Annotated in this window: 21 protein-coding genes; 3 read left to right on the top strand and 18 right to left on the bottom strand. The window is 62.4% G+C overall.

The features are described 5' to 3' along the window. Positions 1 to 71: 71 nt before the first annotated feature. The 17 genes from BC1002_RS15580 to BC1002_RS15660 form a co-directional block, all read right to left on the bottom strand. Positions 72 to 617, bottom strand: a complete 546-nt coding sequence (locus BC1002_RS15580) for an ATP synthase subunit I (protein ID WP_013090957.1) — start codon at positions 615 to 617, stop codon at positions 72 to 74. 576 nt (positions 618 to 1,193) lie between these two features. Beyond that, positions 1,194 to 2,081 (bottom strand): ParB/RepB/Spo0J family partition protein, encoded by an 888-nt coding sequence (locus tag BC1002_RS15585; protein ID WP_013090958.1) that lies wholly within the window; start codon positions 2,079 to 2,081, stop codon positions 1,194 to 1,196. 18 nt (positions 2,082 to 2,099) lie between these two features. After that, on the bottom strand, positions 2,100 to 2,891 hold the full coding sequence (locus BC1002_RS15590) for a ParA family protein (protein ID WP_013090959.1): 792 nt from the start codon (positions 2,889 to 2,891) through the stop codon (positions 2,100 to 2,102). A gap of 71 nt (positions 2,892 to 2,962) precedes the next feature. After that, positions 2,963 to 3,646 carry a 16S rRNA (guanine(527)-N(7))-methyltransferase RsmG gene (gene rsmG, locus BC1002_RS15595; protein WP_013090960.1) on the bottom strand — a complete coding sequence of 228 codons (684 nt, stop codon included), beginning with the start codon at positions 3,644 to 3,646 and terminating at the stop codon, positions 2,963 to 2,965. After that, positions 3,643 to 5,601 carry a tRNA uridine-5-carboxymethylaminomethyl(34) synthesis enzyme MnmG gene (mnmG, locus tag BC1002_RS15600; RefSeq protein WP_013090961.1) on the bottom strand — a complete coding sequence of 653 codons (1,959 nt, stop codon included), beginning with the start codon at positions 5,599 to 5,601 and terminating at the stop codon, positions 3,643 to 3,645. Before mnmG ends, rsmG begins: the two co-directional genes overlap by 4 nt. A gap of 175 nt (positions 5,602 to 5,776) precedes the next feature. After that, on the bottom strand, positions 5,777 to 6,553 hold the full coding sequence (locus tag BC1002_RS15605; protein ID WP_041734471.1) for an ABC transporter ATP-binding protein: 777 nt from the start codon (positions 6,551 to 6,553) through the stop codon (positions 5,777 to 5,779). After that, complete coding sequence (locus BC1002_RS15610; RefSeq protein ID WP_013090963.1) at positions 6,553 to 8,337, bottom strand: branched-chain amino acid ABC transporter ATP-binding protein/permease; 1,785 nt, start codon at positions 8,335 to 8,337, stop codon at positions 6,553 to 6,555. The genes BC1002_RS15605 and BC1002_RS15610 overlap by 1 nt, the downstream gene beginning before the upstream one ends. A gap of 4 nt (positions 8,338 to 8,341) precedes the next feature. Further along, positions 8,342 to 9,397: a branched-chain amino acid ABC transporter permease gene (locus tag BC1002_RS15615; protein ID WP_013090964.1), complete on the bottom strand. Its 1,056-nt coding sequence runs from the start codon at positions 9,395 to 9,397 to the stop codon at positions 8,342 to 8,344. Positions 9,398 to 9,617: 220 nt separating this feature from the next. Then, a complete protein-coding gene (locus tag BC1002_RS15620; protein WP_013090965.1) occupies positions 9,618 to 10,778 on the bottom strand; it encodes an ABC transporter substrate-binding protein in 1,161 nt (386 codons plus the stop codon). Between the two features lie 418 nt (positions 10,779 to 11,196). Further along, positions 11,197 to 12,363, bottom strand: a complete 1,167-nt coding sequence (locus BC1002_RS15625; protein WP_013090966.1) for an ABC transporter substrate-binding protein — start codon at positions 12,361 to 12,363, stop codon at positions 11,197 to 11,199. A 559-nt stretch (positions 12,364 to 12,922) separates the two neighbouring features. Continuing rightward, positions 12,923 to 13,894, bottom strand: coding sequence for a branched-chain amino acid ABC transporter permease (locus BC1002_RS15630; protein ID WP_018432441.1), 972 nt, complete (start codon positions 13,892 to 13,894; stop codon positions 12,923 to 12,925). Further along, entirely contained in the window at positions 13,894 to 14,778 is an 885-nt protein-coding gene (locus BC1002_RS15635; RefSeq protein WP_013090968.1) for a branched-chain amino acid ABC transporter permease, read from the bottom strand. The genes BC1002_RS15630 and BC1002_RS15635 overlap by 1 nt, the downstream gene beginning before the upstream one ends. 191 nt (positions 14,779 to 14,969) lie before the next feature. Then, positions 14,970 to 16,184 (bottom strand): ABC transporter substrate-binding protein, encoded by a 1,215-nt coding sequence (locus BC1002_RS15640; protein ID WP_013090969.1) that lies wholly within the window; start codon positions 16,182 to 16,184, stop codon positions 14,970 to 14,972. Positions 16,185 to 16,246: 62 nt separating this feature from the next. Further along, positions 16,247 to 17,005, bottom strand: a complete 759-nt coding sequence (locus tag BC1002_RS15645; protein WP_013090970.1) for an ABC transporter ATP-binding protein — start codon at positions 17,003 to 17,005, stop codon at positions 16,247 to 16,249. Beyond that, on the bottom strand, positions 17,002 to 17,781 hold the full coding sequence (locus tag BC1002_RS15650; protein ID WP_013090971.1) for an ABC transporter ATP-binding protein: 780 nt from the start codon (positions 17,779 to 17,781) through the stop codon (positions 17,002 to 17,004). Before BC1002_RS15650 ends, BC1002_RS15645 begins: the two co-directional genes overlap by 4 nt. Before the next feature lie 300 nt (positions 17,782 to 18,081). Then, the gene (locus tag BC1002_RS15655) at positions 18,082 to 19,797 is read right to left on the bottom strand and encodes a GMC family oxidoreductase (protein ID WP_013090972.1); all 1,716 of its coding nucleotides are present in this window, start codon (positions 19,795 to 19,797) and stop codon (positions 18,082 to 18,084) included. A 137-nt stretch (positions 19,798 to 19,934) separates the two neighbouring features. Beyond that, positions 19,935 to 21,488 (bottom strand): CoA-acylating methylmalonate-semialdehyde dehydrogenase, encoded by a 1,554-nt coding sequence (locus BC1002_RS15660; protein ID WP_013090973.1) that lies wholly within the window; start codon positions 21,486 to 21,488, stop codon positions 19,935 to 19,937. Between the two features lie 145 nt (positions 21,489 to 21,633). On the opposite strand from BC1002_RS15660, the gene BC1002_RS15665 reads away from it, so the two are divergent. After that, on the top strand, positions 21,634 to 22,533 hold the full coding sequence (locus tag BC1002_RS15665; RefSeq protein ID WP_013090974.1) for a LysR family transcriptional regulator: 900 nt from the start codon (positions 21,634 to 21,636) through the stop codon (positions 22,531 to 22,533). Between the two features lie 239 nt (positions 22,534 to 22,772). Continuing rightward, positions 22,773 to 23,309, top strand: a complete 537-nt coding sequence (locus tag BC1002_RS15670) for a class IV adenylate cyclase (protein ID WP_013090975.1) — start codon at positions 22,773 to 22,775, stop codon at positions 23,307 to 23,309. Between the two features lie 84 nt (positions 23,310 to 23,393). On the opposite strand, the gene BC1002_RS15675 is transcribed toward BC1002_RS15670, so the two are convergent. Continuing rightward, positions 23,394 to 23,885, bottom strand: coding sequence for an Lrp/AsnC family transcriptional regulator (locus BC1002_RS15675; RefSeq protein WP_013090976.1), 492 nt, complete (start codon positions 23,883 to 23,885; stop codon positions 23,394 to 23,396). 151 nt (positions 23,886 to 24,036) lie between these two features. Between BC1002_RS15675 and phhA the strand changes: the two genes are divergently transcribed. Further along, positions 24,037 to 24,927, top strand: coding sequence for a phenylalanine 4-monooxygenase (gene phhA / locus BC1002_RS15680; RefSeq protein WP_013090977.1), 891 nt, complete (start codon positions 24,037 to 24,039; stop codon positions 24,925 to 24,927). Positions 24,928 to 24,964 lie beyond the last annotated feature (37 nt).

The following is a 24,964-nucleotide window of genomic DNA, read 5'->3' on the forward strand; positions in this document are numbered from 1 at the left end:
ATCCGCACACCCTCGCCGGCGCTGCGCGCCGGCCTTAAATTCTTTTTGCTGCTATTTTTTGTGCTGCTACCTTAGCGCCACGCCAACGCGATCCAGTAAGTCTTCAACGCGATGAGGTAGGTCACCAGCAGCGGAATCCAACGTACGTCGTGATACCAGAAGGCGATTGCGACAAACATCGCAATAGTTGTCCCCATCTTTAGTGCTTCGCCGATCATCCAACTCATCACGGTCTCGGCACCGCCCAGCTTTTTCAGTCGCGCCGCGAACAACGCGCCCGGCACCCAGCAGATCGCCCCCCCCAGGAACGCTGACAGCGCAGCAGCGCCCGGCGGCTTGTAGAACAGCCACCACAACAGCGTTGCAACCAGGGACAAAACCATTTGCGCTGCGACGACCCTGAACGGCGTCACGCGCGATGGACGACCCACGCCGGGACCAAACAGCTTTTCCGCCTCGGCCCGCGTGAGCGGAACGATATTGTTTTCTTCCTGCGCGTCATCCCACGCTTCGGCCGGATCGAACTTCCGACGGGCGGACGTCTCAGGTGCGGAGCGTTCAGCGCGCTGTCTGTCGTCACCATTTTCCGGCGACAGATTCGACGTTTTGACCGCCATCGCAATGTTCCGAAAGTCTCGTTCAGCCCGCGAGTTTACGCAGCGCTTACGGGGTTGCCGTGCAATTAAATCCGGGCGATTGTAAGCGATAGTTGCAGGCAATTCAAGACTTTAGGCCAGCCTATAACCGCGTGAAACGTGCGTTCACGATGCGGTAAAACGTATGCGAACGACGCGAAACACGTGAAATGTAAGGCGGGCGGGGGAAGGCAAAACCTGCGGGGGTAGTCGCGTGGATCGAAGCACGTTGGCAGGGCGTTTTGACGCTGCGGCGGCCGTCTCGAAAACGCAACAAATGCCGCTTTTTTAAGGGCTGAACCGCGCAGCTCTTCAATTGACGTGATTCTTTTTCGCCGCAATTTTCGATGATGATCGAGCCGCTTTGTGATAGCGGCTCGTAAGGATAATTACCGCACAATGTCGAACGTTTGAAACTAGGATTACTGATTATTTTTGCATTGGCTGATTTTGAAATCGACGGTGGTCGCTCGCGCTGCGGTAAACCAACTCGCGGCAGTGCTCATGCACAGGCCGCCAGCCGTTCACCACCCTTCCCTGCTAAGCGCCAATTGGCACTCAAACGTTCGCGTTCCCGCGCAAGCGAACAAGAATGCCTTCCAACGCGTCGAGATTGCCAAAGTCCACCAGCACCTGGCCGCGACCGCGTCGGCCGAGCTTGATTTTCACCGTCGCCGACAACAGGTCCGACAGTTCCTCTTCTAGCCGTCGCGTGTCACGGCCGCCATCCGGGTTCGCGCGCGCCTTGGCCGCCGGCGTCACCTTCATGGTCATCGCGACCAGCTTTTCGGTCTCGCGCACAGATAGGCGCTTGTTGACGACCTGATTGGCCAGCGTGATTTGCGTCGCGGCATCGACGGCGAGCAGCGCGCGAGCGTGGCCCATGTCGAGATCGCCGGCGAGCAACATCGTCTGTACCGGCGTCGCGAGGTTCAGCAGACGCAGCAGGTTCGACACCGCGCTGCGCGAACGACCCACCGACTCCGCCGCCTGCTCATGCGTGAAATTGAATTCGTCCAGCAGGCGCTGGATGCCCTGGGCCTCTTCCAGCGGATTCAGATCCTCGCGCTGGATGTTTTCAATCAGCGCCATCGCCGCTGCGGCCTGGTCGGGCACGTCCTTCACAAGCACCGGCACCTCGTCGAGGCCAGCGAGTCGCGCCGCGCGAAAACGACGCTCGCCCGCGATGATCTCGTAGCGATCCGCCGCGATCGGACGCACGAGGATCGGCTGCATCAGCCCTTGCGCGCGGATGCTCGCCGCGAGCTCCTGCAGCGCGCCTTCGTCCATGCGCGTGCGCGGCTGGTATTTGCCGGCCTGCATCTTGCCGAGGGGCAGCACGTTCGGCGCGCCGTCGATCACCGCTGCTTCGGTGATATCCGCGGTGCCGCCGAGCAATGCCTCCAGACCGCGGCCTAGTCCCTTCTTTCTTGCTACTGCGTTCATCGTGCTTCCTCGATCCGCTTAGGATGCCTGGGGCGCGTCATTCAGCGCGCGCACCCGTTCAATCATTTCAACGCCGAACTGCACGTACGCCTGCGCGCCTCGCGACGCCCTATCGAACACCACACCGGGCAGCCCGTAGCTGGGCGCCTCAGCCAATCGCACATTGCGCGGAATCACCGCGTCGAACACCTTGTCGCCGAAGTGCTCTTTCAATTGATCCGAGACTTGCTGTTGCAACGTGATGCGCGGATCGAACATCACGCGCAGCAGACCAATCACCTTGAGGTCGCGATTCAGGTTCGCGTGCACTTGCTTGATCGTGTTGACGAGGTCGGACAGCCCTTCGAGCGCGAAGTATTCGCACTGCATCGGGATGACGACGCCGTGCGCGGCGCATAGTCCGTTGAGCGTCAGCAGCGACAGAGCCGGCGGGCAATCGATGAGCACGAAATCGTATTCGCCCTCGACCGCGGCCAGCGCCGTCCTCAGTTGACGCTCGCGATTCTGCATGCTGACGAGTTCGACTTCGGCGCCCGCGAGCTCACGGTTCGCCGGCAGCACGTCGTATCCGACCGCCTCGGGCCGCACGCGCGCATCGGCCACGGACACGCTGTCCACGAGCACCTCGTAGACCGTGTTCGCACATTCGGCTTTGTCGATACCGCTGCCCATCGTGGCGTTGCCTTGCGGGTCCAGATCGATGAGAAGGACTCGCTGTCCCTGCGCTGCCAGGCTTGCGGCCAGATTGACTGTGGTGGTCGTCTTGCCGACACCGCCCTTCTGGTTCGCAACGCAGAAGATTTTTGCCATCGTTGGTGTGTCCCTTTTGCTGCTTGGATGAAGTGAAAATTACTGAGGGTACTTAGAGGTCGCGGCGTCCGTTAGCTTTCGGTGTCCACTCGCACCTCGATCAGGTGCCGTTCGGCGTCGAGCGACGGCACATTCAGTCGGACGATCTGTTCAACGTGGGCGCCCGCCGGCAGACGCGCGATTTCGGCATCCGGCCGCACACCCTTCATCGCCCAGATCGAGCCCTGCTCCGCAACCAGATGACGGGCCAGTGTAACGAAATCCGCGAGTTCTGCGAATGCGCGCGAGACGATTACGTCGAACTTTGCCGGTACTTCGGCGCCAGGCTGCAGCGTCTCCACCCGGCCGGTCACGACCGACAGATTCGCGAGGCCCAGTTCGGCCTTCGCCTGCGATTGAAATGCCGTCTTCTTATGGACGATGTCGTTCGTCGTGACGGTCCAATCGGGCAGCACAATCGCGAGCACGATGCCCGGCATGCCACCGCCAGAGCCCACGTCGAGCACCGACGACGGTCCGCGCGGCGCCAGGTGCGGCACGATCGACACCGAATCGAGGATGTGCTGAACCAGCATCTGCCGCGGATCGCGGATTGCCGTCAGGTTGTAGACGTTGTTCCACTTCGCGAGCAGCGCGACGTAATCGAGCAGCTTGCGCTGCTGCGCGTCGCTGAGTTCGAGGCCAAGTTCACGGACACCGTCCGCCAGCAATGACGCCAAGGCCTGCTGGTCGACTCCCCTTTGCGCTGCCGTCATTGCACCACCGGCGTGCTGTCGGCGCCGGGTTCGGCGGGTTTCGACGGGCGACGCCCGAGGCCACGCTTCAGATGAACCATCAGCAGCGATATCGCGGCAGGCGTGATGCCCGAAATACGCGACGCCTGGCCGATCGTTTCCGGCCGGAACTGCATCAGCTTCTGGCGGGCCTCGAACGACAGCCCACGCACCTCGGTGTAGTCCAGCCCTTCTGGCAGACGAGTGTTCTCTTGGGCCTCGTTGCGCTCGATCTCACCGGCCTGTCGGTCAATGTAGCCCTGATATTTGACGCCGATTTCAATCTGTTCCTTGATCTGCCCGAGCAGCACGGGGTCTTCCGCCAGTGCTTCGGGCGCGCCACAAGTGCCGTCACGCAGCGCGCAGACGCCGTCGTAGCTGACACCCGGACGACGCAGCAGGTCTGCGAGACTGTATTCGTGGTCGATCGGCTTGCCGAGCAATTCGGTCGCTTGTTCCGCCGATAAGGTCTTAGGATTGACCCACGTTGAACGCAAGCGCTGTGTTTCACGTGAAACAGCGTCCCGCTTGCGACTGAAGGCGTCCCAACGGGCGTCATCGACTACACCGAGTTCGCGCCCGATCTCCGTCAACCGCATGTCGGCATTGTCCTCGCGCAAGCTCAGACGGTACTCTGCACGACTCGTGAACATTCGGTACGGCTCGGACACCCCGCGCGTGACCAGATCGTCGACGAGCACGCCGAGATAAGCCTGGTCGCGCCGCGGGCACCATGCTTCCTTGCCTTGGACGAATAGGCCCGCATTGATGCCAGCCAGAACGCCCTGCGCGGCCGCCTCTTCGTAGCCGGTCGTACCGTTGATTTGTCCGGCGAAGAACAGGCCATTGATCACCTTCGTTTCCAGCGATGCCTTGAGTCCACGCGGGTCGAAATAGTCGTACTCGATTGCATAGCCAGGCCGCAGGATATGCGCGTGCTCGAGACCTTGCATCGATCGCACCAGTTCAAGTTGTACGTCGAACGGCAGGCTCGTCGAGATTCCGTTCGGATAGAACTCGTTCGTGGTCAGACCTTCCGGCTCGAGGTAGATTTGATGCGATTCCTTCGACGCGAACCGGTGAATCTTGTCCTCGATCGACGGGCAATAGCGCGGCCCCACCCCCTCGATCACGCCCGTGTACATCGGCGAACGATCGAGACCGCCGCGAATGATGTCGTGTGTCCGTTGATTCGTATGCGTGACCCAGCACGGAACTTGGCGCGGGTGCTGCTCGACGCGACCCAGGAACGAGAACACTGGCACCGGGTCCAGATCGCCCGGCTGCTCTTCGAGCTGCGAATAGTCGATTGTGCGACCATCGATCCGCGGCGGCGTACCCGTCTTCAGCCGGCCCTGCGGCAGTTTCAGCTCTTTCAACCGCGCCGATAGCGAGACCGCGGCGGGGTCACCCGCGCGGCCGCCGGTGTAGTTATTCAAGCCAACGTGAATCTTGCCGTCGAGGAACGTGCCAGCCGTCAGCACCACCGCGCGCGACCGAAAACGAATACCTACTTGTGTGACGGCGCCGACCACGCGGTCGCCCTCGACGATCAGATCATCGACCGCCTGCTGGAACAGCCACAGATTCGGCTGATTCTCGAGACGATGGCGGATCGCCGCTTTGTACAGCACGCGGTCGGCCTGAGCCCGCGTCGCGCGGACCGCCGGCCCTTTCGACGAATTCAGGATACGGAATTGGATGCCGCTTTCATCGGTGGCAGCCGCCATGGCGCCGCCGAGCGCGTCGACTTCCTTGACCAGATGGCCTTTGCCGATGCCGCCAATCGACGGGTTGCAGCTCATCTGACCAAGGGTCTCTATGTTATGGGTCAAGAGCAGCGTTTTATTGCCCATGCGCGCCGAGGCCAAAGCGGCTTCGGTGCCAGCATGACCGCCGCCGACGACGATTACGTCAAATTCTGTGGGAAAAAGCATCGCGGGATCTCACGCCCGATCGTCGCGTGAGCCTTCAAAGGAAAATGTATGGCCGAATTATAACGGGTTCGGTTTCGGTCCGAATTTCGTCCGAATGGTGAAACAATAAAAAAGCGGTGTGTTTCACGTGAAACACACCGCTTCGAAAGACAGCGGTCGCCGAAAAAGTGCGAATTTAAGCGACTTTTTTTGCCAGGCCGAGATAGGTTTCGATCACGCGAGGATTCTGTGCCAGGTCGGCCGCCGGCCCTTCCAACGCCAGTTCGCCGGTTTCCAGCACGTAGCCGTAGTCCGAGATCTGCAATGCGGCGCGCGCATTCTGCTCGATCAGTAGCGTCGCGACGCCCGTCTGGCGCAACGCGCTGATGATATGGAAGATTTCCTTCACGATGAGCGGCGCGAGGCCGAGGCTCGGCTCGTCCAGCATCAACAGATCGGGCTTGCCCATCAGCGCTCGGCCGACCGCGAGCATTTGCCGCTCGCCACCCGAAAGCGTCCCCGCCGCCTGCTTGCGCCGCTCCTTCAGCCGTGGGAATAGTTCGAACACTGGTTCCAGTTGATCGAGAAAGTTGCGCTCCCCTGCCCGCTTGCGTCGGTAGGCGCCAAGAAGCAAATTGTCCTCGACGGTCATCGAAGCGAAAAGCTCGCGCTTTTCCGGCACCAGGCACATCCCCAGTGCGACCCGTTTTTCCACGGGCATTGCGCCGACGTCCTCTCCCTGATAGGAAATCACGCCTTTCGCATGACCGGACGTCGGCAACGCCCCCATGATCGCGTTCAGCAGCGTCGACTTCCCCGCGCCGTTCGGGCCGATTACCGAGACGATCTGCCCCGCCCGCACCTTGATCGCCGCATTGTGCAGCGCCTCGACCTTGCCGTAACGGACCGACAGATGGTCCACTTCGAGAATCGATCCCGCTGCCGCCACGCCGGTCGTTGTCGTGTTGTCCATCATTCCACCCCACCCAGATACGCTTCGAGCACCGCCGGATCCTGCTGCACTTCCTGCGGCAGACCTTCAGCGATTCGCGTGCCAAATTCCATCACCACGAGCCGGTCCGTCAGATTCATGACGAAATCCATGTCGTGCTCGACAAGCAGCACACTCATCCCTTCCGCTTTGAGTCGCCGCAGCAGATCGGCGAGCTGCAGCTTCTCCTGATAGCGCAGACCGGCTGCTGGTTCATCGAGCAATAGCAGAGTCGGATCGCAGCACAACGCGCGCGCAATTTCGAGGATCCGCTGTTGGCCGAGCGCGAGACTGCCCGCTTCGTCATACATATGCTGTTCGAGGCCGACGCGGCGAATCTGCCGAGCGGCTTCCGCCATCAATCGCGCCTCTTCCGAGCTGTTCAGCCGCACGATACTGCGCCACACACCCGCATGGCCACGCAGATGCGCGCCGATCGCGACGTTCTCGAGCACGGTCATGCCCGGCAGCAGCTTTACGTGCTGAAACGTCCGGCCGATGCCTCGCTTGACGATTTCACGTGAACTCAGCGCATCGATGCGCTCGCCGCGGAAGGTAATCTCTCCGCTCGTCGGCTGCAGCACTCCGGTCACGAGATTGAACGTCGTCGACTTACCGGCGCCGTTCGGCCCGATCAGCCCGATGATCTGCCCCGCTTTGACCTCGAAGCTGACGTCGTTCACCGCAACCAGACCGCCGAACTGCTTGCGCGCCTTATTCACTGTCAGCAAGTCTTCGCCGGCCTGCGGCTTGTTGCGTTGCGGCAGAGAATCGGCGTGATCCGCGAGATGCGCCCGCGGGCCACGCGGGAAAAAGCGTGCGACGAACGGCCAGACGCCCTGCCGCGCATACTGGAGCAGCAGCACCATGATGATGCCGAACACGATCACTTCGAAGTTGCCGTTCTCGCCGAGCAGTTTCGGCAGCAACGTCTGCAGATAATCCTGCAGTACGGTCAGAATCGCCGCGCCCAGCACCGCACCCCAGACGTGCGAGACACCGCCCACCACCGCCATGAACAGAAACTCGATGCCGTGATTCAGCCCGAACGGCGTCGGATTCACCGCGCGCTGCAGGTGCGCGTACAGGAAGCCCGACACCGACGCCAGCACCGCCGCGTAGACGAAGATCACGACGCGCATCCAACCGGTGTTGACCCCCATCGCCTCGGCCATCAGACCCCCGCCGCGCAGTGCACGAATTGCGCGACCCGGCCGGCTATTAAGCAGATTTTGAACAGAGACCACCGCGCCGAGCACGACCAGCCAGATCAGGTAATAGATATGGCGGCCGGACTCGAGGTTGATCCCTAATACATTCAACACCGGGATGCCGTTGATGCCGTCGTACTTGCCGAGCATGTCGAGATTGCCGAACAGGTAGAACAGCGCGAGCCCCCACGCAATCGTGCCGAGCGGCAGGAAGTGGCCGGACAGACGCATCGTCACGAGACCGAGCATCAGCGCGATCAGCGCAGTCAAGATCACGCCCGCGATCAGTGCGAGCCACGGCGACACACCGAAGTTCGTCGTCAGATACGCGGTTGCATAAGCGCCGATGCCGACGAACGCGGCCTGCCCGAAGCTCGTCATGCCGCCGATACCCGTCAACAGCACGAGGCCGATCGCGACGATCGAATAGAGACCGATGTAGTTCAACAGCGTGACCCAGTACTCGGGCACATGAATCGGTTGCGGCAGAACCGGCAAAGCGAACAGCACCACGAGGAACAACCAGAAAAACTTCTTTTGCATGATCCGTTTCATCGTGTTACTCCTCTTCCTCTTCGGCATGTGGGCTCGCAAGACTGCGCCACAGCAGCACCGGGATGATTAGCGTGAACACGATCACTTCCTTATAAGCACTGGCCCAAAACGACGAATACGATTCCAGCAGACCGACGAGAATCGAGCCGGCCGCCGCCAGCGGATAGCTGACCAGACCGCCGATGATCGCGCCGACGAAGCCCTTCAAACCGATCAGGAAGCCCGAGTCGTAGTAGATCGTCGTCAGTGGCGCGACGAGAATGCCGCACAGTGCGCCGAGACCCGCCGCAAGCGTGAACGCGAGCCGTCCCGCCTGCGTCGTGCCGATGCCGACGAGCTGTGCGCCGAGCCGGTTCACCGACGTCGCGCGCAACGCCTTGCCCGAGATCGAGCGATCGAAGTACAGATACAGCGCGCCGATCAGCACAACCGCGGTGCCGATCACCCACAGGCTCTGCCCGGAGATCGACAACGTGCCGATGTTGAACGTCGCATCGGAAAACGCGTTGGTGCGCGAGCCTTCGGCGCCGAACATCACGAGGCCGAGACCGACCATCGCGAAATGCACGGCCACCGCGACGATCAACAGCAGCAGCGTGGGCGACTCGGCGATCGGCTCATAGGCAAGGCGATAAACGAACGGCCCCATCGGAATCACGATCAGCAGTGTCAGCGCGATCTGCACGATCATCGGCAGCGGCTGCAGAAAGATGCCGCGCGTGAGCGCGTAGACCGCGATCGGAAACAGCAGGTACTTCCCTGCCAGCACAGGCAGCGTGCGCGCCGCATGTCGACGCCGCTCAGCGTGCCGCAATACGGCCACCGTCTCGACGACGAAGCATGCCGCGCCCATCGCCATCAACAGCCAGCAGGTGGCAGGAAACTTCTGCGTTTGCAGTGCGGCGAGCGTCAACGCGCCGTACGAAACGAACTCCCCTTGCGGGATGAAGATCACCCGCGTGACGGAGAACACCAGCACCAGCGCAAGCGCGAGCAGCGCGTAGATCGCGCCGGTCGTGATGCCGTCTTGCGCGAGGATCGCCGCAATTGATAGATCCATACTTCCTCGTCCTGAAGCGTCGAAATCAAAAAACCGGGAAACAGTCGTGACGGCGCGGCGCGTAGCCGGCCATCGATCTGCAATGTCTGAAAAGACAACCGCCGCGCCGGGTCACGGCGCGGCGGTCGATGCCATTGTCGTCGAGCACAATGGCAATGCGGCGTCATGCACCGCAGATTGCGCGAGAGGCGCGTACCGCTAGTTGCTTTTGTAAATCGTCTTAGTCGTTCTGCAGCTTCCACTTGCCGTCGACGATCTGCACGATCACGCGCGCGCGCTGGTCGAGGCCGTTGTGGTCGTTCGCGGTGGTGTTCATGATGCCGTGCGACACCGGCAGCTCCTTGATGTTTTCGAGCGCGTTGCGCAGCGCCACGCGGAACTCGGGCGTGCCTGGCTGTGCGGTCTTCAGCGCGACCGGAATCGCAGCCTGCAACATCTGGCCGGCATCCCACGCATGACCGCCGAAGGTCGCGACCGAACCCGCGCCATAAGCCTTCTCATAGGCGTTCTTATAGGCTTCCGAGGACTTCTTCACAGGGTTCGAATCCGGCAATTGATCGACGACGAGGATCGGACCAGCCGGCAGCAGCTCGCCTTCGCAATCCTTGCCGCACACGCGCAGGAAGTCGTTGTTCGCGACCCCGTGCGTCTGATAGATCTTGCCCTTGTAGCCACGCTCCTTCAGCGTCTTGGCCGGCAGCGCCGACGGCGTGCCCGAGCCCGCGATCAGCACCGCGTCGGGATTCGCGCCCATTGTCTTCAGCACCTGGCCCGTCACCGAAGCATCGGTGCGGTTAAAGCGCTCGTTCGACACGATCTTCAGGTTGTGCGCTTTCGCCACGGCGTCGAACGTCGCGTTCCAGCTGTCGCCATAGGCGTCCGAGAAACCGATGAAGCCGACCGTCTTCACGCCGTGGTGCTGCATGTAATCGGCGATCGCGTCGGCCATCAGGCTGTCGTTCTGAGGCGGTTTGAACGCCCATGCGCGCTTCGCATCCATCGGCTGGATGATCGCCGCCGACGCCGCGAGCGAGATCACCGGCGTCTTGCCCTCGGCGGCCGGATCGAGCATCGCGAGCGAATTCGGCGTGACGGTCGAGCCGATGATCGCGTCGACGTGGTCTTCGTCGATCAGCTTGCGCGTATTCTGCACGGCCTTGCTGGTGTCCGATCCGTCGTCGAGGATGATGTACTGCACGCTCTTGCCGCCGATCTCTTTCGGCAACAACGCGATCGTGTTCTTCTCTGGAATTCCGAGCGACGCGGCCGGCCCCGTCGTCGACAACGTGACGCCGATCTTCACCTGCGCGAATGCCGCCCCCGCGCCGCACATCAGCGCCATCGCGATGCCGGTGCGTACCCAATGCCTTGTCTTTTTCATTGCGAGTCTCCAAACGCCTTCAAAAGCGCCTATCTATAAACCGGCTTGCTTGGCCGGGTGTCTGAATCTAGTGAGCGAGTTCAGGTGTGCCAAGCATGGTTTTCCCTGCTCGGCACGCATACCTTCCCCGCTTTGTTGGGTACCGCTCCTCTCGCGTCGCGCAAATGCGCATTCGCGTCATACGCCGCGTTTCTTTGCCGCGGCTCTATTCCATCCGGACCTTCCTAAACCACTAATATGTTAGTAGCTTGCGGTCTGCAATATCGACGGTCAAGAGAGCGTGCGCCAAATGCGGGTTTGTCCTGAAGCAGCGAAACCACACTTTTGCGCGCTGCAGACACCTGGCACGGGCAACAAAAAAAGACGCGTCAACTGCACGCGTCTTCTTCGATGAGGTCCCGTGGCGCAGAGCCTTCGCTCAGTCGCCGGCGAGCTTCCACTTGCCATCGACGATCTGCACCATCACGCGCGCCCGCTGATCGAGACCGGCGTGGTCGTTCGCGCTCATGTTGAAGATGCCGTGCGACGCCGGCAAATCTTTCGTGCCCTCGACTGCGGCACGCAGCGCGTCGCGGAATGCCGCCGTGCCGGGCTGGCCCTTCTTCAACGCGAGCGGGATCGCACGCTGCAGCAGCAGACCCGCGTCCCACGCGTGACCACCGAACGTCGACACCGAACCCGCGCCGTACGCCGTTTCATACGCATGCTTGTACGCGAGCGCGCTCTTCTTCACCGGATTCGCCTCGGGCAGTTGCTCGGCGACCAGCAGCGGGCCGGCGGGCAGCCACGTGCCTTCGCAATCCTTGCCGCACACGCGCAGGAAGTCGTTGTTCGCGACGCCGTGCGTCTGATAGTACTTGCCCTTGTAGCCGCGTTCCTTCAGCGCTTTCTGCGGCAGCGCGGCCGGCGTACCCGCACCGGCGATCAGAACTGCGTCCGGGTTCTGCGACATCATCTTCAGCACCTGACCGGTGACCGACGCATCGTTGCGCGCGAAGCGTTCGTTCGCGACGATCTTGAGCTTCGCGAGGTCTGCGGCTTTGCTGAATTCCCTGAACCAGCTCTCGCCATACGCGTCGGAAAAGCCGATGAACGCGACCGTTTTCACGCCGTGATTGGCCATGTGCTGCGCGATCGCCGTGGCCATCAGAATGTCGTTCTGCGGCGTCTTGAAGACCCATGCGCGTTTCGCGTCCATCGGTTCGACGATGCCCGCAGCCGCGGCCAGCGAGATCATCGGCGTGGAAGTTTCGGCGGCGATGTCGATCATGGCGAGCGAGTTCGGTACGACAGTCGAGCCTATCAATGCATCGACGTGGTCTTCGCTAGTGAGCTTACGAGCGTTCTTGACTGCCTGGGTGGAATCGGTTGTGTCGTCGAGAACGATGTAGTCGATCTTCTGGCCCGCGACTTCTTTCGGCAGCAGCGCAATCGTGTTCTTTTCCGGAATACCGAGCGATGCGGCCGGTCCTGTTGCCGACACCGTGACGCCGATTTTCACGTCCGCGAAAGCATGGCCGCTCCATGCAGCCGAAACCCCAGTGGCGACCAATGCCGCGCTGATCCAACGCAATGCCGACTTCATCCTGCTCCTCTATTAAACCCGTTATTCAATTGCAATTAAATCCACGGATTTAATTGCCAACCCAGTGGTCGGTGAATAGCGAGTTTAGCGGACCCAAGTGCCGTGCTGCAAGCGTTTCGCAGGCTTTTGATGTTTAGCTGCAGCGGCTGCCGAGGAATAAAAATGGCGCGCGAAATAAGCGAGAGTTCGCATCGAGACATTCGATAAACAGCAATAAAAAAAGCGCTGTTGGATATCAATCCAACAGCGCTTTCTTCTGGGCACTTAGTGCCTCAATTGTCTCCTCGTTCTCCACCTGCAAATTCGTGGTGCATCAGAACTGGATGAAGATTAAACGACCACCCCAGCAGTCACAACTAGCAATTACCCTAGTGGTGCACTGCGGCACCAGATTGGGGCGCGAAAGGCTCATTTCGTCACACGGTTTGCCGCAGGTTTGCTCAAGTCCCCGATCCAGCGGACCTTCGGCACGAGCCACAATTGGATCGGATGTCGAAGCAATCGCGTATCGCACTGCATCAGGCAAGCGCCCTCGCGGGCGGGAACCAGGCAGCCAATCTCAAGCCCGCAACGGTCGCACTCGCGCGACGATCTCACCGACGATGCCCCGCCGGAACGCCAGCACACACGCGATGAAAATCAGCCCCGTGACGATCGTCACCGATTCACCGAGCGAGCGGAACCAGTCGATGCCGGTCATCGACGCGAGCGCCGCGCCGATATCGCCGAGCCTGTCTTCGAGCGACACGATCAGCGCGGCGCCGAGCAACGGCCCGAACAGCGTGCCCATGCCGCCCACCAGCGTCATCAGGATCACGAGGCCGGACATCGTCCAATAGGCATCGCTCAGCGTTTCGAAGCCTTGCACCAGCACTTTCAGCGAACCCGCGAGACCTGCGATACCGGCCGACAGGATGAATGCGAGCAGCTTGAAACGGTCGGTGTCGTAGCCGAGCGATACCGCGCGCGGCTCGTTTTCCTTGATCGCGACGAGCACCTGCCCGAACGGCGAATGCACGATCCGCACGATCAGCAGGAACGCCGCGACGATCACCGCGAGCACGACGAAATACAGCGCGACATCCGACGACAGACTCAACAGGCCGAACAGGTTCCCCCGCGGCACGCCTTGCAGACCGTCTTCACCGTGCGTGAACGGCGCCTGCAGGAACACGAAGTAGACCATCTGCGCGAGCGCGAGCGTCACCATCGCGAAGTAGATGCCCTGACGACGAATCGCGAAGAAGCCGACGACGAGCCCAAGCAGCGTCGCCGCCGCGGTGCCGCTCAGCACGCCCAGCTCGGGCGAAAAGCCGAGCGTCTGCATCGCGTAGCCGGTCACGTAACCGGCCGACGCGAGAAACATCGCATGACCGAAGGACAGCAAGCCGGTATAGCCGATCAGCAGATTGAAGGCGGCCGCGAACAGCGCGAAGCACAGCACCTTCATCACGAAGAGCGGATAGATGCCGAGCACCGGCACCGCGAGCAGCACGATCAGCAGCAGACCGTAGAGCACTTTTCTCTGCATCATTTTTCCCTGCCGAAAAGACCCGCCGGACGCACGAGCAACACGAGCGCCATAATCACGAAGACGACGGTCGCCGACGCCTCGGGGTAGTACACACGCGTGAGTCCTTCGACCACGCCCAGCATCAGGCCGGTCAGAATCGAGCCCATGATCGAGCCCATGCCGCCGATCACGACCACCGCGAACACGGTGATGATCATGGGTTGGCCCATCAGCGGCGAGACCTGAATCACCGGCGCGGCTAGCACGCCGGCAAACGCCGCGAGCGCGACGCCGAAGCCGTATGTCAGCGTGATCATCAGCGGCACGTTGACGCCGAACGCCTCGACCAGCTTCGGGTTTTCGGTGCCCGCGCGCAGATACGCGCCAAGCCGCGTCTTCTCGATCACGAACCATGTCACGAAGCACACGATCAGCGACGCGACGACCACCCACGCTCGATAGTTCGGCAGATACATGAAGCCGAGATTGGTCGCGCCCGACAGCGCCGACGGCACGTCGTACGGCTGGCCCGACGAGCCGTAGATCGAATGGAATACGCCTTCGATCACGAGCGTGATGCCGAACGTCAGCAACAGGCCATACAGATGATCGAGCTTGTAAAGCCAGCGCAGCATCGAGCGCTCGATCGCGACGCCGACGAGCCCGACGATCAGCGGCGCGAGCACGAGCATCACCCAGTACGGCAGACCGAAATACGACAGCCCCATCCACGCCAGCATCGCGCCGAGCATGAACAGTGCGCCATGCGCGAAGTTGATCACGTTGAGCAGGCCGAAAATCACAGCCAGCCCGAGGCTCAGAATCGCGTAGAAAGAGCCGTTCACGAGCCCGAGCAGAAGCTGGCTCAGCATCGCCGGCAGCGGAACGCCAAAGATGTCCATTGAAGCCCTTAGCCCTTCAAGCCATCGTCAAGGTGAGATCGGTACCGCACGATCCGGCCGGCACGCGGCGAGCGGCGACACCGCCCATCGCGTGCAGCATCTGAAACGGTTGCCCGCCAGCGCGTACCGCTGCAGCGCCGGCGGTTCTCTCAGGTCTGCGCGGTCCTCGACCGCATCCTGCCCGTCCGCACTTACTTCCACAGCGCGCAGCGAGTCTGCGCCTTGGTCGTGAAGGCCTGATCGCCCGGAATCGTCGCCATGATCTTGTAGTAGTCCCACGGCTCCTTCGATTCGGCCGGCGTCTTCACCTGCATCAGGTACATGTCGTGGATCATGCTGCCGTCCTGACGGATGTAGCCCTTCGCGTAGAAGTCGTCGATCTTGGTCTTGCGCAGCTGCGCCATCACCTTATCCGGGTCGGTCGAGCCCACCGCCTGCACCGCCTTCAGATAGTTCATCGCCGCCGAGTAGTCGGCAGCCTGCAGGCTCGACGGCATCTTCTTCATCTTGTCGAAGTAGCGCTGCGACCACTTGCGCGTGTCGGCGTCCTTGTTCCAGTACCAGCTGTCGGTCAACACGAGACCCTGCGTCGTTCCGAGACCGAGGCTGTGCACGTCGTTGATGAACATCAGCAGCGCGGCGAGCTTCATCGTCTTCGTGATGCCGAATTCCTTCGCGGCCTTGATCGAGTTGATCGTGTCCCCGCCCGCATTCGCGAGGCCGAGGATCTGCGCCTTCGACGCCTGCGCCTGCAACAGGAACGACGAGAAGTCCGACGCCGACAGCGGATGACGCACCGAGCCGAGCACCTGACCGCCATTCGCCTTCACGACGTCCGAGGTCGCTTTTTCGAGCGCCTTCCCGAACGCGTAGTCGGCGGTCAGGAAGTACCACGTCTTGCCACCCTGCTTCGTAACCGCCGAGCCCGTGCCGTTTGCGAGCGCGGTGGTGTCGTATGCGTAGTGGATCGTGTACGGCGTGCATTGCTCGTTGGTCAGCGTATCGGCGCCCGCGCCGACGTTGATGTAGACCTTGTGCTTCTCGCCCGCGACGGTGTTCGTCGACAGAGCGGTCGCCGAGTTCGTGCCGCCGATCACCATATCGACGCCATCGCGGTCGAACCATTCGCGAGCGCGCGACGCCGCGATGTCCGCCTTGTTCTGGTGATCCGCGTACAGCACCGTGATCGGCTTGCCGTTGACCTTGCCGCCGAAGTCGGCGACCGCCATCCGGATCGCTTCAAGACCGCCCTGCCCGTCGATATCCGCGTACAGTCCCGACAGATCCGTGATAAAGCCGATCTTCACGGCATCGTCGGCCGCTTGCGCGCTGCCCAGCGTCAGTGCGGTGCCGGCGGCGACCGCGAAGCAGAGTGATGCAATTCGCGCGAGTGGGTTCTTTTTCATGCATGTCTCCTGGTTCTTCGCTTGTGGTTATCAGAGGCAGTCGGGCGCGTGCGTGTCCGTGTCTATACGCCCAGTAAATCGTGCAGCACCGGCATCTTGCCTTCGAGCTCGCTAGCCCCGAAATGCTCGACGATCATGCCGTGCTCCATCACATAGAAACGATCCGCGAGCGGCGCCGCGAAGCGGAAGTTCTGCTCGACCATCACGATCGTGTAGCCGCGCGCCTTCAACGTGATGATCATCCGCGCGAGCGCCTGCACGATCACTGGCGCGAGTCCTTCCGAAATTTCGTCGAGCAGCAGCAGATTCGCACCGGTGCGCAGAATCCGCGCGACCGCGAGCATCTGCTGTTCGCCGCCCGAGAGCCGCGTGCCCTGACTCATGCGCCGCTCGTGCAGATTCGGGAACATCGCGTAGATTTCCTCGAGCGACATCATGTGCGCCCTGTCGCCGACGGGCGGTGGCAGCAGCAGATTTTCCTCGCACGACAGGCTCGAAAAAATGCCGCGCTCTTCCGGGCAATAGCCGATGCCGCAATGCGCGATGCGATGCGTGGGTAGGCCGATCGTTTCGCGTCCGTCGATCCGGATGGAGCCGGTACGGCGGCCCGTGAGGCCCATGATCGCGCGCAGTGTCGTGGTGCGGCCCGCGCCATTGCGCCCGAGCAACGTCACGACCTCGCCCCGACCGACCGACAGATCGACGCCGTGCAGAATATGGGATTCCCCGTACCAGGCTTGCAGTCCCGCAATTTCAAGCGCGGGTGCGCCGCTTTTCGTTTCGTTCGCTTCGAGGCCTTCGCGCTCGACCGTCGTATTCATGCGTGGGCTCCGGCGAGCGCCGCGTCGGCGCTGCCCATGTAGGCTTGCATCACGAGCGGATTCTTCGACACTTCCGCGTAGCTGCCCTCGGCGAGCACTTCGCCCCGTTGCAGCACGGTGATCGTGTCGGAGATACCGGCGATCACATTCATGTTGTGCTCGACCATCAGGATCGTGCGGCCCGCCGATACTTTCTTGATCAGCGCGGTCACGCGGTCGACGTCCTCATGACCCATGCCTTGCGTCGGCTCGTCGAGCAGCATCAGTTCCGGCTCCATCGCTAGCGTGGTCGCGATTTCGAGTGCACGCTTGCGGCCGTAGGCGAGTTCGACCGTCAACACATCGGCGAAATCGGTCAGGCCGACCTGTGTCAGCAGATCCATCGCGCGATCGTTCAGGCTTCGCAATGTACGCTCGCTCTTCCAGAAGTGAAATGCGGTGCCGAGCGAGCGCTGCAATCCGATGCGCACGTTCTGCAATGCCGTCAGATGTGGAAATACAGCGGAGATCTGGAACGAACGGATGATGCCGCGCCGCGCGATCTGCGCCGGACGTTCGCCGGTGATATCGACACCGTTGAAAACGATCTGCCCCGCGGTGGGTTCGAGAAATTTGGTGAGCAGATTGAAGCAGGTGGTCTTGCCCGCTCCATTGGGCCCGATCAGCGCATGGATCGAGCCACGGCGCACGCGCAGGTTCACGCCGTTCACGGCGACAAAGCCTTTGAACTCGCGAGTGAGGCCGCGCGTTTCGAGAATCGTATCGCCGAGAATCATGTTCCCTTCCATACGGAGTAAGGCGAAGCACTACGATCTTTCCGCGCGAAGTTCTGCGCGACTTGTTATGTTGGCGGCACCCCTTGCCACTCGTTGGCGTGCTGCACCAATTCGGACGGTGATCCATGGCGCGGCACGCAGCATGGCTGCCATTGTCGCCCCAATGATGCAGCGCATTCATTGGGATTTGCACTTAGTGAACGAGGCCCGCGCCGTGCGTACGTGGCATGCGGTTAGCACGCGTCATGGACGCGGCGGAAAACATGACCGATCCGCTCAGTTTCGATCGAACGTTGCATGTCACACAGACGACATCGACGCGGCGACACTGATTTGCGCGGCCATGCTGCCGCTCACGCGCGCACGACGATCCTCGCGGATCATGTCGCTCGCGCGCTCGGCGATCATCAGCGTGGGCGAATTGGTGTTGCCCGATGTGATGTTGGGCATCACCGACGCATCGACGACACGCAAGCCCTCGACTCCGATAACCCGTAGCCGGTTGTCGACGACCGCGGCAGGATCGTCGGTGGTGCCCATGCGGCAGGTGCCGACCGGATGGAAGATCGTCGTGCCGACCGCGCCCGCGGCCTGCTGCAATTCTTCTTCACTTTGATACTGCAGGCCCGGCAGAATCTCGCGCGGCTGATAGCGCGCCAGCGCGGGCGCGGCGACAATGCGGCGCGTCAGACGTAGCGCGTTCGCGGCGACGTGGCGGTCGTACTCGGTCGACAGATAATTCGGCGCGATCAACGGTGGTGCGGCAGTATCGGCCGACGCAATATGAATGCTGCCGCGCGACGTGGGGCGCAGATGACACACCGAAGCCGTGAACGCATTGAAGCGATGCAACGGCTCGCCGAAGCGATCGAGCGACAAAGGCTGCACGTGATACTCGAGATCGGGCCGCGACAACGAGCGATCGTCGGCATCGGACTTCGCGAACGCGCCGAGTTGCGACGGCGACATCGACATCGGTCCGCTCTGAAACAACGCGTACTGCATGCCTATCATCAGCTTGCCCCACCAGTGCGCGGACATCGTATTCAACGTGCGCACGCCTTGCACCTGATATGCCATGCGCAGTTGCAGATGGTCCTGCAGATTTTCGCCGACGCCGCGCAGATCCTGAACGACCTCGATGCCGAGATTCTGCAGCCGCGCACCGTTGCCGACGCCGGACAATTCGAGCAGTTGGGGTGAGTTGACCGCACCGGCCGAAAGGATCACTTCGCAACGCGCTTTGGCGAAATAGTCGACGTCGCCGCCACGATATTCGACCCCGGTACAGCGGCGGCCGTCGAACACGACACGCTGCGTATGGGCACCCGTAATAACCGTGAGGTTCCCACGCTTCAACGCGGGCCGCAAAAACGCCTTCGACGCATTCCAGCGGATGCCGCGCTTCTGGTTGACGTCGAAGTAGCCGACGCCGGTATTGTCGCCGCGATTGAAATCGTCGGTGGCGGGAATGCCGGTTTGCTGCGCGGCCTGCGCGAACTCTTCGAGAATCTTCCATTTGAGGCGCTGCTTCTCGACGCGCCACGGTCCGCCCGCGCCGTGCGCCTCGTTGGCGCCACCGTGGTGATCTTCGCTGCGCCTGAAGACCGGCAACACCGCGTTCCACGACCACGTGCTGTCGTTGGTCACGCGCGCCCACTCGTCGTAGTCTTCACGCTGACCGCGCATATAGATCATGCCGTTGATCGACGAACTGCCGCCGAGCACACGCCCGCGTGGATACGACAGCGTGCGGCCGTTCAGACCCGGCTCGGCCTGAGTCTTGTACAGCCAGTCCGTACGGGGATTGCCGATGCAGTACAGGTAGCCGACCGGCACATGAATCCAGTGATAGTCATCTTTCCCGCCAGCTTCCAGCAGCAGCACGCGGATCTCGGGATCTTCGGTGAGCCGGTTCGCCAGCACGCAGCCGGCGGTACCCGCGCCGACGATGACGTAGTCGAACTCGCCTTCGAGCCGACGTGCGGCGCGAGGCGTACTGTCGGTATGACCCATCGTTCAGCCTCCTAAGCATTTTGCGGCGCAGGCGTGGAAGCTCGATCACTTCCACGCTGACGCCGCGACGCGCTCTTATTCGCTTTTACTCTTTTGCTCGCGCGTTCGCCGACTTGATGCGGCGCAAAGCCGCCAGCTTATTTGGCGACCGGCATCGTGAATTCCGCGCCCTTCGCGATGCTGTCTGGCCAGCGCTGCATGATGCTCTTGTAGCGCGTGTAGAACCGCACGCCTTCCTCGCCGTACGCATGATGATCGCCGAACAGCGACTTCTTCCAGCCGCCGAACGAATGCCAGGCCATCGGCACCGGAATCGGCACGTTGATGCCGACCATGCCGATCTCGATCTGCCGGGAAAACGCGCGCGCAATGCCGCCGTCGGACGTGAACAGCGATACGCCGTTCGCAAACTGATTCGCGTTGATCAGCTCCACTGCCGAGGCGAAATCGGGCACGCGCACGACGCACAGCACCGGCCCGAAAATTTCCTCGCGGTAGATCTTCATGTCGGGCGACACATCGTCGAACAGCGTGCCGCCGAGGAAAAACCCCTTCTCATGCCCCACGACCGGATGACCGCGTCCATCGACGACGAGCTTCGCGCCTGCGGCGACGCCAGCGTCGATATAGCCGACCACCTTGTCGCGATGCGCGCCGGTGACGAGCGGTCCCATCTCGGCCGCCGCTTCCATGCCGTTGAGGATCTTCAGGCTCTTCACGCGCGGCGTCAGACGCTCGATCAGTTCGTCGGCGATATGCCCCACCGCGACCGCCACCGAAATCGCCATGCAGCGCTCGCCCGCCGAACCGTAGGCGGCGCCGATCAGTGCGTCGACGGCCTGGTCGAGATCGGCGTCGGGCATCACGACGAGGTGATTCTTGGCGCCGCCCAATGCCTGCACGCGCTTGCCGTGCTTCGTGCCTTCCGTGTAGATGTATTCGGCGATCGGCGTGGAGCCGACGAACGACAGCGCACTCACTTCCGGATGCACGAGCAGCGCATCGACCGCGACCTTGTCGCCGTGCACGACGTTGAACACACCGTCAGGCAGGCCCGCTTCCTTCAGCAGTTCGGCGAGCCGGATCGACGCGGATGGATCGCGTTCGGACGGCTTCAGCACGAAGGTGTTGCCGCACGCGAGCGCGACCGGGAACATCCAGCACGGCACCATCATCGGGAAATTGAACGGCGTGATGCCCGCGACCACGCCGAGCGGCTGCCGCAGATTCCAGTTGTCGATGCCGCCGCCGATCTGATCGGTGAAATCAGTCTTCAGCAGGTTCGGGATGCCGCACGCGAATTCGACGATCTCGATGCCGCGCATCACCTCGCCCTTGGCGTCGGAGAACACCTTGCCGTGCTCCCGGGTGATCAGCTCCGCGAGTTCGTCGTGGTGACGGTCGAGCAGTTCCTTGAACTTGAACAGCACCCGCGCGCGTTTGATCGGTGCCGTTTCGCTCCAGGCGGGAAACGCGGCTTTGGCGGCGGCGACCGCGGCGTCGACCTCGGCGACGCTCGCGAGCGGCACGCGCGCGCTGACGCTGCCGAGCGCCGGATTGAAGACGTCGCCGAAGCGCCCGCTCGTGCCATCGAGGGTCTTGCCGTTGATGAAATGGCTCAGCGCGCGTGCGCTCGCCGCGCTGCGTGCGGCGGCGTCCTGCGCGGTTGCGTCGGAATATGTCTCGCTCATCTCGTTCCTCTTTGCTGTGAAATCTTTAACTTCGCGCTCGATGTCGCGCGCCGAAGCATGCTCAACGCTCAGCGTACGGCGTCTACGAGCGACAAATCCAATGAGTAATGCTCAACTGCGCTATAAGCCGCGCTAATATCAGGATATGGATCTGACTCTTCTCAGGGCTTTCGTCACCGTCGCACGCGAGGGCAACCTCACGCGTGCTGCGGTGCAACTGCATCTGACACAACCCGCCGTCAGCCTGCAAATCAAGCACTTGCAGGAGACGCTCGGCGTGACGCTGTTCACGCGGACATCGCACGGACTCGCGCTGACGCGCGACGGCCAGGCGCTGCTGCCGCACGCCGAACGCGCGCTCGGCGCGGCAGCCGACGTAGAACGCGCGGCGCAGACGCTCCGCCAGGAAGTGCGCGGACGTCTGCGGATCGGCACCATTCTCGACCCCGAGTTTTTGCGCCTCGGCGGTTTCCTGAAGCAGCTCGTCGAGACCAGGCCACAGATCGAAACGGCGCTGCGCCACGGCATGTCGGGCTGGGTGCGCGAGCAGATTCGCGCGGGCGAACTCGACGTCGGCTATTACATCGGCCTGCCCGACGACGACGACACCCGCGACGGCGCCACGTTTCACGCGGTCACGCTCACGCATTTCCAGTATCGCGTGCTCGCGCCGGCGGGCTGGAAAGATCGCGTGAAGGGTGCGCGGGACTGGCGCTCGCTCGCGGCGCTACCGTGGATCTGGACGCCGCCGGCGTCCGCGCACAACCGGCTGCTGTCGCGCTGTTTCGGCGAAGCGGGAGTGAAGCCGGTCAAGGTGGCCGAGGTGGACCAGGAGCCGTCGATGCTCGATCTGGTCAAGTCGGGAGTCGGTCTCACGCTTGCGCGCGACGCAACCGCGATCGCCGAGGCGCATGCACACGCGCTGACGATCGTCGATGGCATCACGGTGCCGACGCAGCTGAGCTTCATCACGCTCGACGAGCGCAAGGACGAGCCGGCGATCGCGGCGGCCTTGAAGCTGATCGAACAGCAGTGGGCGATTTGAGCGAGGACGGTCTGACGCGTTGCGATATGAGTCTCGCTAATGCCCGCCCTTCTCCCTGCTGCCCGCCGAGCTGAAACCACTCCGTCACGAAGTTTTTGCTAGATTGTCGGTTTGCGCTCGCGCAGCGCCCTCGTATCGCTTTCCGTTCCGCCTGACTTCGTCCTTCCCGGCGGCTTCGCGCCGGCAATCCAGCAACCCCGGAAGCCGCCGATCACTCCGTCCATCCACAGGAGCCCGACATGGCACGCAACATCGAAATCAAAGCCCGCGCCCGGCATTTCGACCAACTGCGCGAGCGCGCCGCGCAGCTCGCGACGGACGCGCCGCTGATCTTTCGCCAGCAGGACTTTTTCTACGACGTGCCGCGCGGCCGCCTGAAGCTGCGCCAGTTCGACGACGGCACGCCGGCCGAACTGATCTTCTACCAGCGCGACGACCGCGACGGCCCGAAAGCGTCGTACTACACGCGCAGTCCGGTCACGAATCCCGAAGCGATGCATGCGCTGCTCGCGACCGCGCTGACCACGCGCGGCATCGTCTCGAAAGAGCGGCACGTGTATCTGAGCGGGCGCACGCGGATTCATCTGGATCGCGTCGATGGTCTCGGCGATTTCGTCGAACTCGAAGTGGTGCTCGCGCAGGACGACGACGAAGAAGGCGGCCACGCCGAAGCGGAAGCGCTGTTCAAGAGCCTCGGCGTATCCGAAGCGGATCTGGTGCCGGTCGCCTATGTGGATCTGCTGAATGCCGACGACGAGCCGAAGCAGGCGGCATAAAGATCGCGTCCCTGGCGGCCGCGGCGCCACACGCGCGGCTCGCTATACCTGCCGGTCGTCACCGCCGGCGACGGCCTCAAACCCTCAAACCGGCGCCGCCCCCGGCGCCAGATGCCCGAGCGGCAACGGCCCATTGCGCTTGAACGTGGTCAGCACGATATTCGAGCGCACGCTATCGACACCGGGCACGCGCATCAGCTTCTTCATCACAAAGGTCGACAGGTAGTTCAGATCCGGCGCGACGATGCGCAACAGATAGTCGGCATCGCCGACGACCGCGTGACATTCAAGCACTTCGGGCAGCACGTCGATCTGCTGCTGAAACTGCTCGATGATCGAATCGCCGTGATGCTTCAGCTTCAGGCTCGTGAAAGCGGTGACGCCGAGGCCGAGCTTTTCGGGCCGCAGCACGACGCGATAGCCATCCACCACCCCGACCTGTTCCAGCCGCTGCAGCCGTCGCCCGATCTGCGAGGGAGACAGCGGCACCTGCTCTGCCAGCTGTTGATGCGTGGCGCGGCCGAAGCGCTGCAGCACGTCGAGCAGCGCGAGATCGAAGTGGTCGAGTTCAAGCATGGTGATATCCCGCATTAATTGGCCAACTTACGCACGATTGTCGCATACGTGTGCGATCTAGAGCACATATTGCGCCCACTGCGCATGAACTCCGCTCTACACTCGCATAGGCCGATTTCCTGCGATTTCCCCCTGTCAAGGCAGCTTCGCCATGCCCACCGCCAGCACCGCCAAACTCAAAGAGCAGTTCGACGCCGGTCTCGAGACCCGCGCCGACTTTACGATCGACCAGCCGCTCGAACGCTACGGCACGGTTGACCATGCGGTCTGGCAACAGCTGTACGCGCGCCAAACGGGCTTGCTCGAAGGCCGTGCCTGCGATGAATTCCTCGCGGGCGTCGAGCGTATCGGCCTGCCGTCCGAGCGCGTGCCGTGCTTCGACGACGTCAACGCGAAGCTCACGCCCGCCACGGGCTGGCGCATCGCCGCGGTGCCTGGGCTCGTGCCGGATCAGGTGTTTTTCGAGCATCTGGCGAATCGCCGCTTTCCGGTCACGTGGTGGATGCGCCGCCCCGATCAGGTCGACTACCTCCAGGAGCCCGACTGCTTTCACGATCTGTTCGGCCATGTGCCGCTATTGATCAACCCGGTGTTTGCCGACTACATGCACGCGTACGGCCGCGCCGCGCTCGCTGCCAATGAAGCGGGCGCGCTGCCGCTGCTCGCGCGGCTCTATTGGTACACAGTGGAGTTCGGGCTGATCCGCGATGCCGCGAGTCCTAACGGCGTGAAGATCTACGGGGCCGGCATCGTCTCGAGCAAGGCCGAAACGGTATACAGCCAGCAAAGCGCGGCGCCGAACCGGCTCGGCTTCGCGCTGGAACGGGTGATGCGCACGCGTTACCGCATCGATACGTTCCAGCAAACCTACTTCGTCATCGATGACTTCGCGCAACTGTTCCGCGTCGCACAAACCGACTTCGCGCCGCTGCTGACGCAGCTCGCCAATGCACCGGCCTACGCAGCGGGCGACGTGCTCGACGGCGACCGCGTGATCACGCGTGGAACCCGCGAGGGTTGGCACACCAGCGGCGACGTTTGAACGTCAAGCCGCCGCAAGCCCATCCGGCCCAGCGTCC

This window comes from Paraburkholderia atlantica (assembly GCF_000092885.1).
GTDB classification, from domain to species: domain Bacteria; phylum Pseudomonadota; class Gammaproteobacteria; order Burkholderiales; family Burkholderiaceae; genus Paraburkholderia; species Paraburkholderia atlantica.

Coding starts and splice junctions, on each gene's coding strand:
- BC1002_RS15625 (WP_013090966.1), bottom strand. CDS start 12,363: ATGAAGTCGGCATTGCGTTGGATCAGCGCGGCATTGGTCGCCACTGGG.
- BC1002_RS15615 (WP_013090964.1), bottom strand. CDS start 9,397: ATGGATCTATCAATTGCGGCGATCCTCGCGCAAGACGGCATCACGACC.
- BC1002_RS15585 (WP_013090958.1), bottom strand. CDS start 2,081: ATGAACGCAGTAGCAAGAAAGAAGGGACTAGGCCGCGGTCTGGAGGCA.
- BC1002_RS15580 (WP_013090957.1), bottom strand. CDS start 617: ATGGCGGTCAAAACGTCGAATCTGTCGCCGGAAAATGGTGACGACAGA.
- BC1002_RS15675 (WP_013090976.1), bottom strand. CDS start 23,885: ATGCTTGAACTCGACCACTTCGATCTCGCGCTGCTCGACGTGCTGCAG.
- BC1002_RS15630 (WP_018432441.1), bottom strand. CDS start 13,894: ATGCAGAGAAAAGTGCTCTACGGTCTGCTGCTGATCGTGCTGCTCGCG.
- rsmG (WP_013090960.1), bottom strand. CDS start 3,646: ATGACGGCAGCGCAAAGGGGAGTCGACCAGCAGGCCTTGGCGTCATTG.
- BC1002_RS15635 (WP_013090968.1), bottom strand. CDS start 14,778: ATGGACATCTTTGGCGTTCCGCTGCCGGCGATGCTGAGCCAGCTTCTG.
- BC1002_RS15670 (WP_013090975.1), top strand. CDS start 22,773: ATGGCACGCAACATCGAAATCAAAGCCCGCGCCCGGCATTTCGACCAA.
- BC1002_RS15640 (WP_013090969.1), bottom strand. CDS start 16,184: ATGAAAAAGAACCCACTCGCGCGAATTGCATCACTCTGCTTCGCGGTC.
- BC1002_RS15610 (WP_013090963.1), bottom strand. CDS start 8,337: ATGAAACGGATCATGCAAAAGAAGTTTTTCTGGTTGTTCCTCGTGGTG.
- BC1002_RS15645 (WP_013090970.1), bottom strand. CDS start 17,005: ATGAATACGACGGTCGAGCGCGAAGGCCTCGAAGCGAACGAAACGAAA.
- BC1002_RS15655 (WP_013090972.1), bottom strand. CDS start 19,797: ATGGGTCATACCGACAGTACGCCTCGCGCCGCACGTCGGCTCGAAGGC.
- BC1002_RS15660 (WP_013090973.1), bottom strand. CDS start 21,488: ATGAGCGAGACATATTCCGACGCAACCGCGCAGGACGCCGCCGCACGC.
- BC1002_RS15605 (WP_041734471.1), bottom strand. CDS start 6,553: ATGGACAACACGACAACGACCGGCGTGGCGGCAGCGGGATCGATTCTC.
- BC1002_RS15590 (WP_013090959.1), bottom strand. CDS start 2,891: ATGGCAAAAATCTTCTGCGTTGCGAACCAGAAGGGCGGTGTCGGCAAG.
- BC1002_RS15620 (WP_013090965.1), bottom strand. CDS start 10,778: ATGAAAAAGACAAGGCATTGGGTACGCACCGGCATCGCGATGGCGCTG.
- phhA (WP_013090977.1), top strand. CDS start 24,037: ATGCCCACCGCCAGCACCGCCAAACTCAAAGAGCAGTTCGACGCCGGT.
- BC1002_RS15650 (WP_013090971.1), bottom strand. CDS start 17,781: ATGATTCTCGGCGATACGATTCTCGAAACGCGCGGCCTCACTCGCGAG.
- BC1002_RS15665 (WP_013090974.1), top strand. CDS start 21,634: ATGGATCTGACTCTTCTCAGGGCTTTCGTCACCGTCGCACGCGAGGGC.
- mnmG (WP_013090961.1), bottom strand. CDS start 5,601: ATGCTTTTTCCCACAGAATTTGACGTAATCGTCGTCGGCGGCGGTCAT.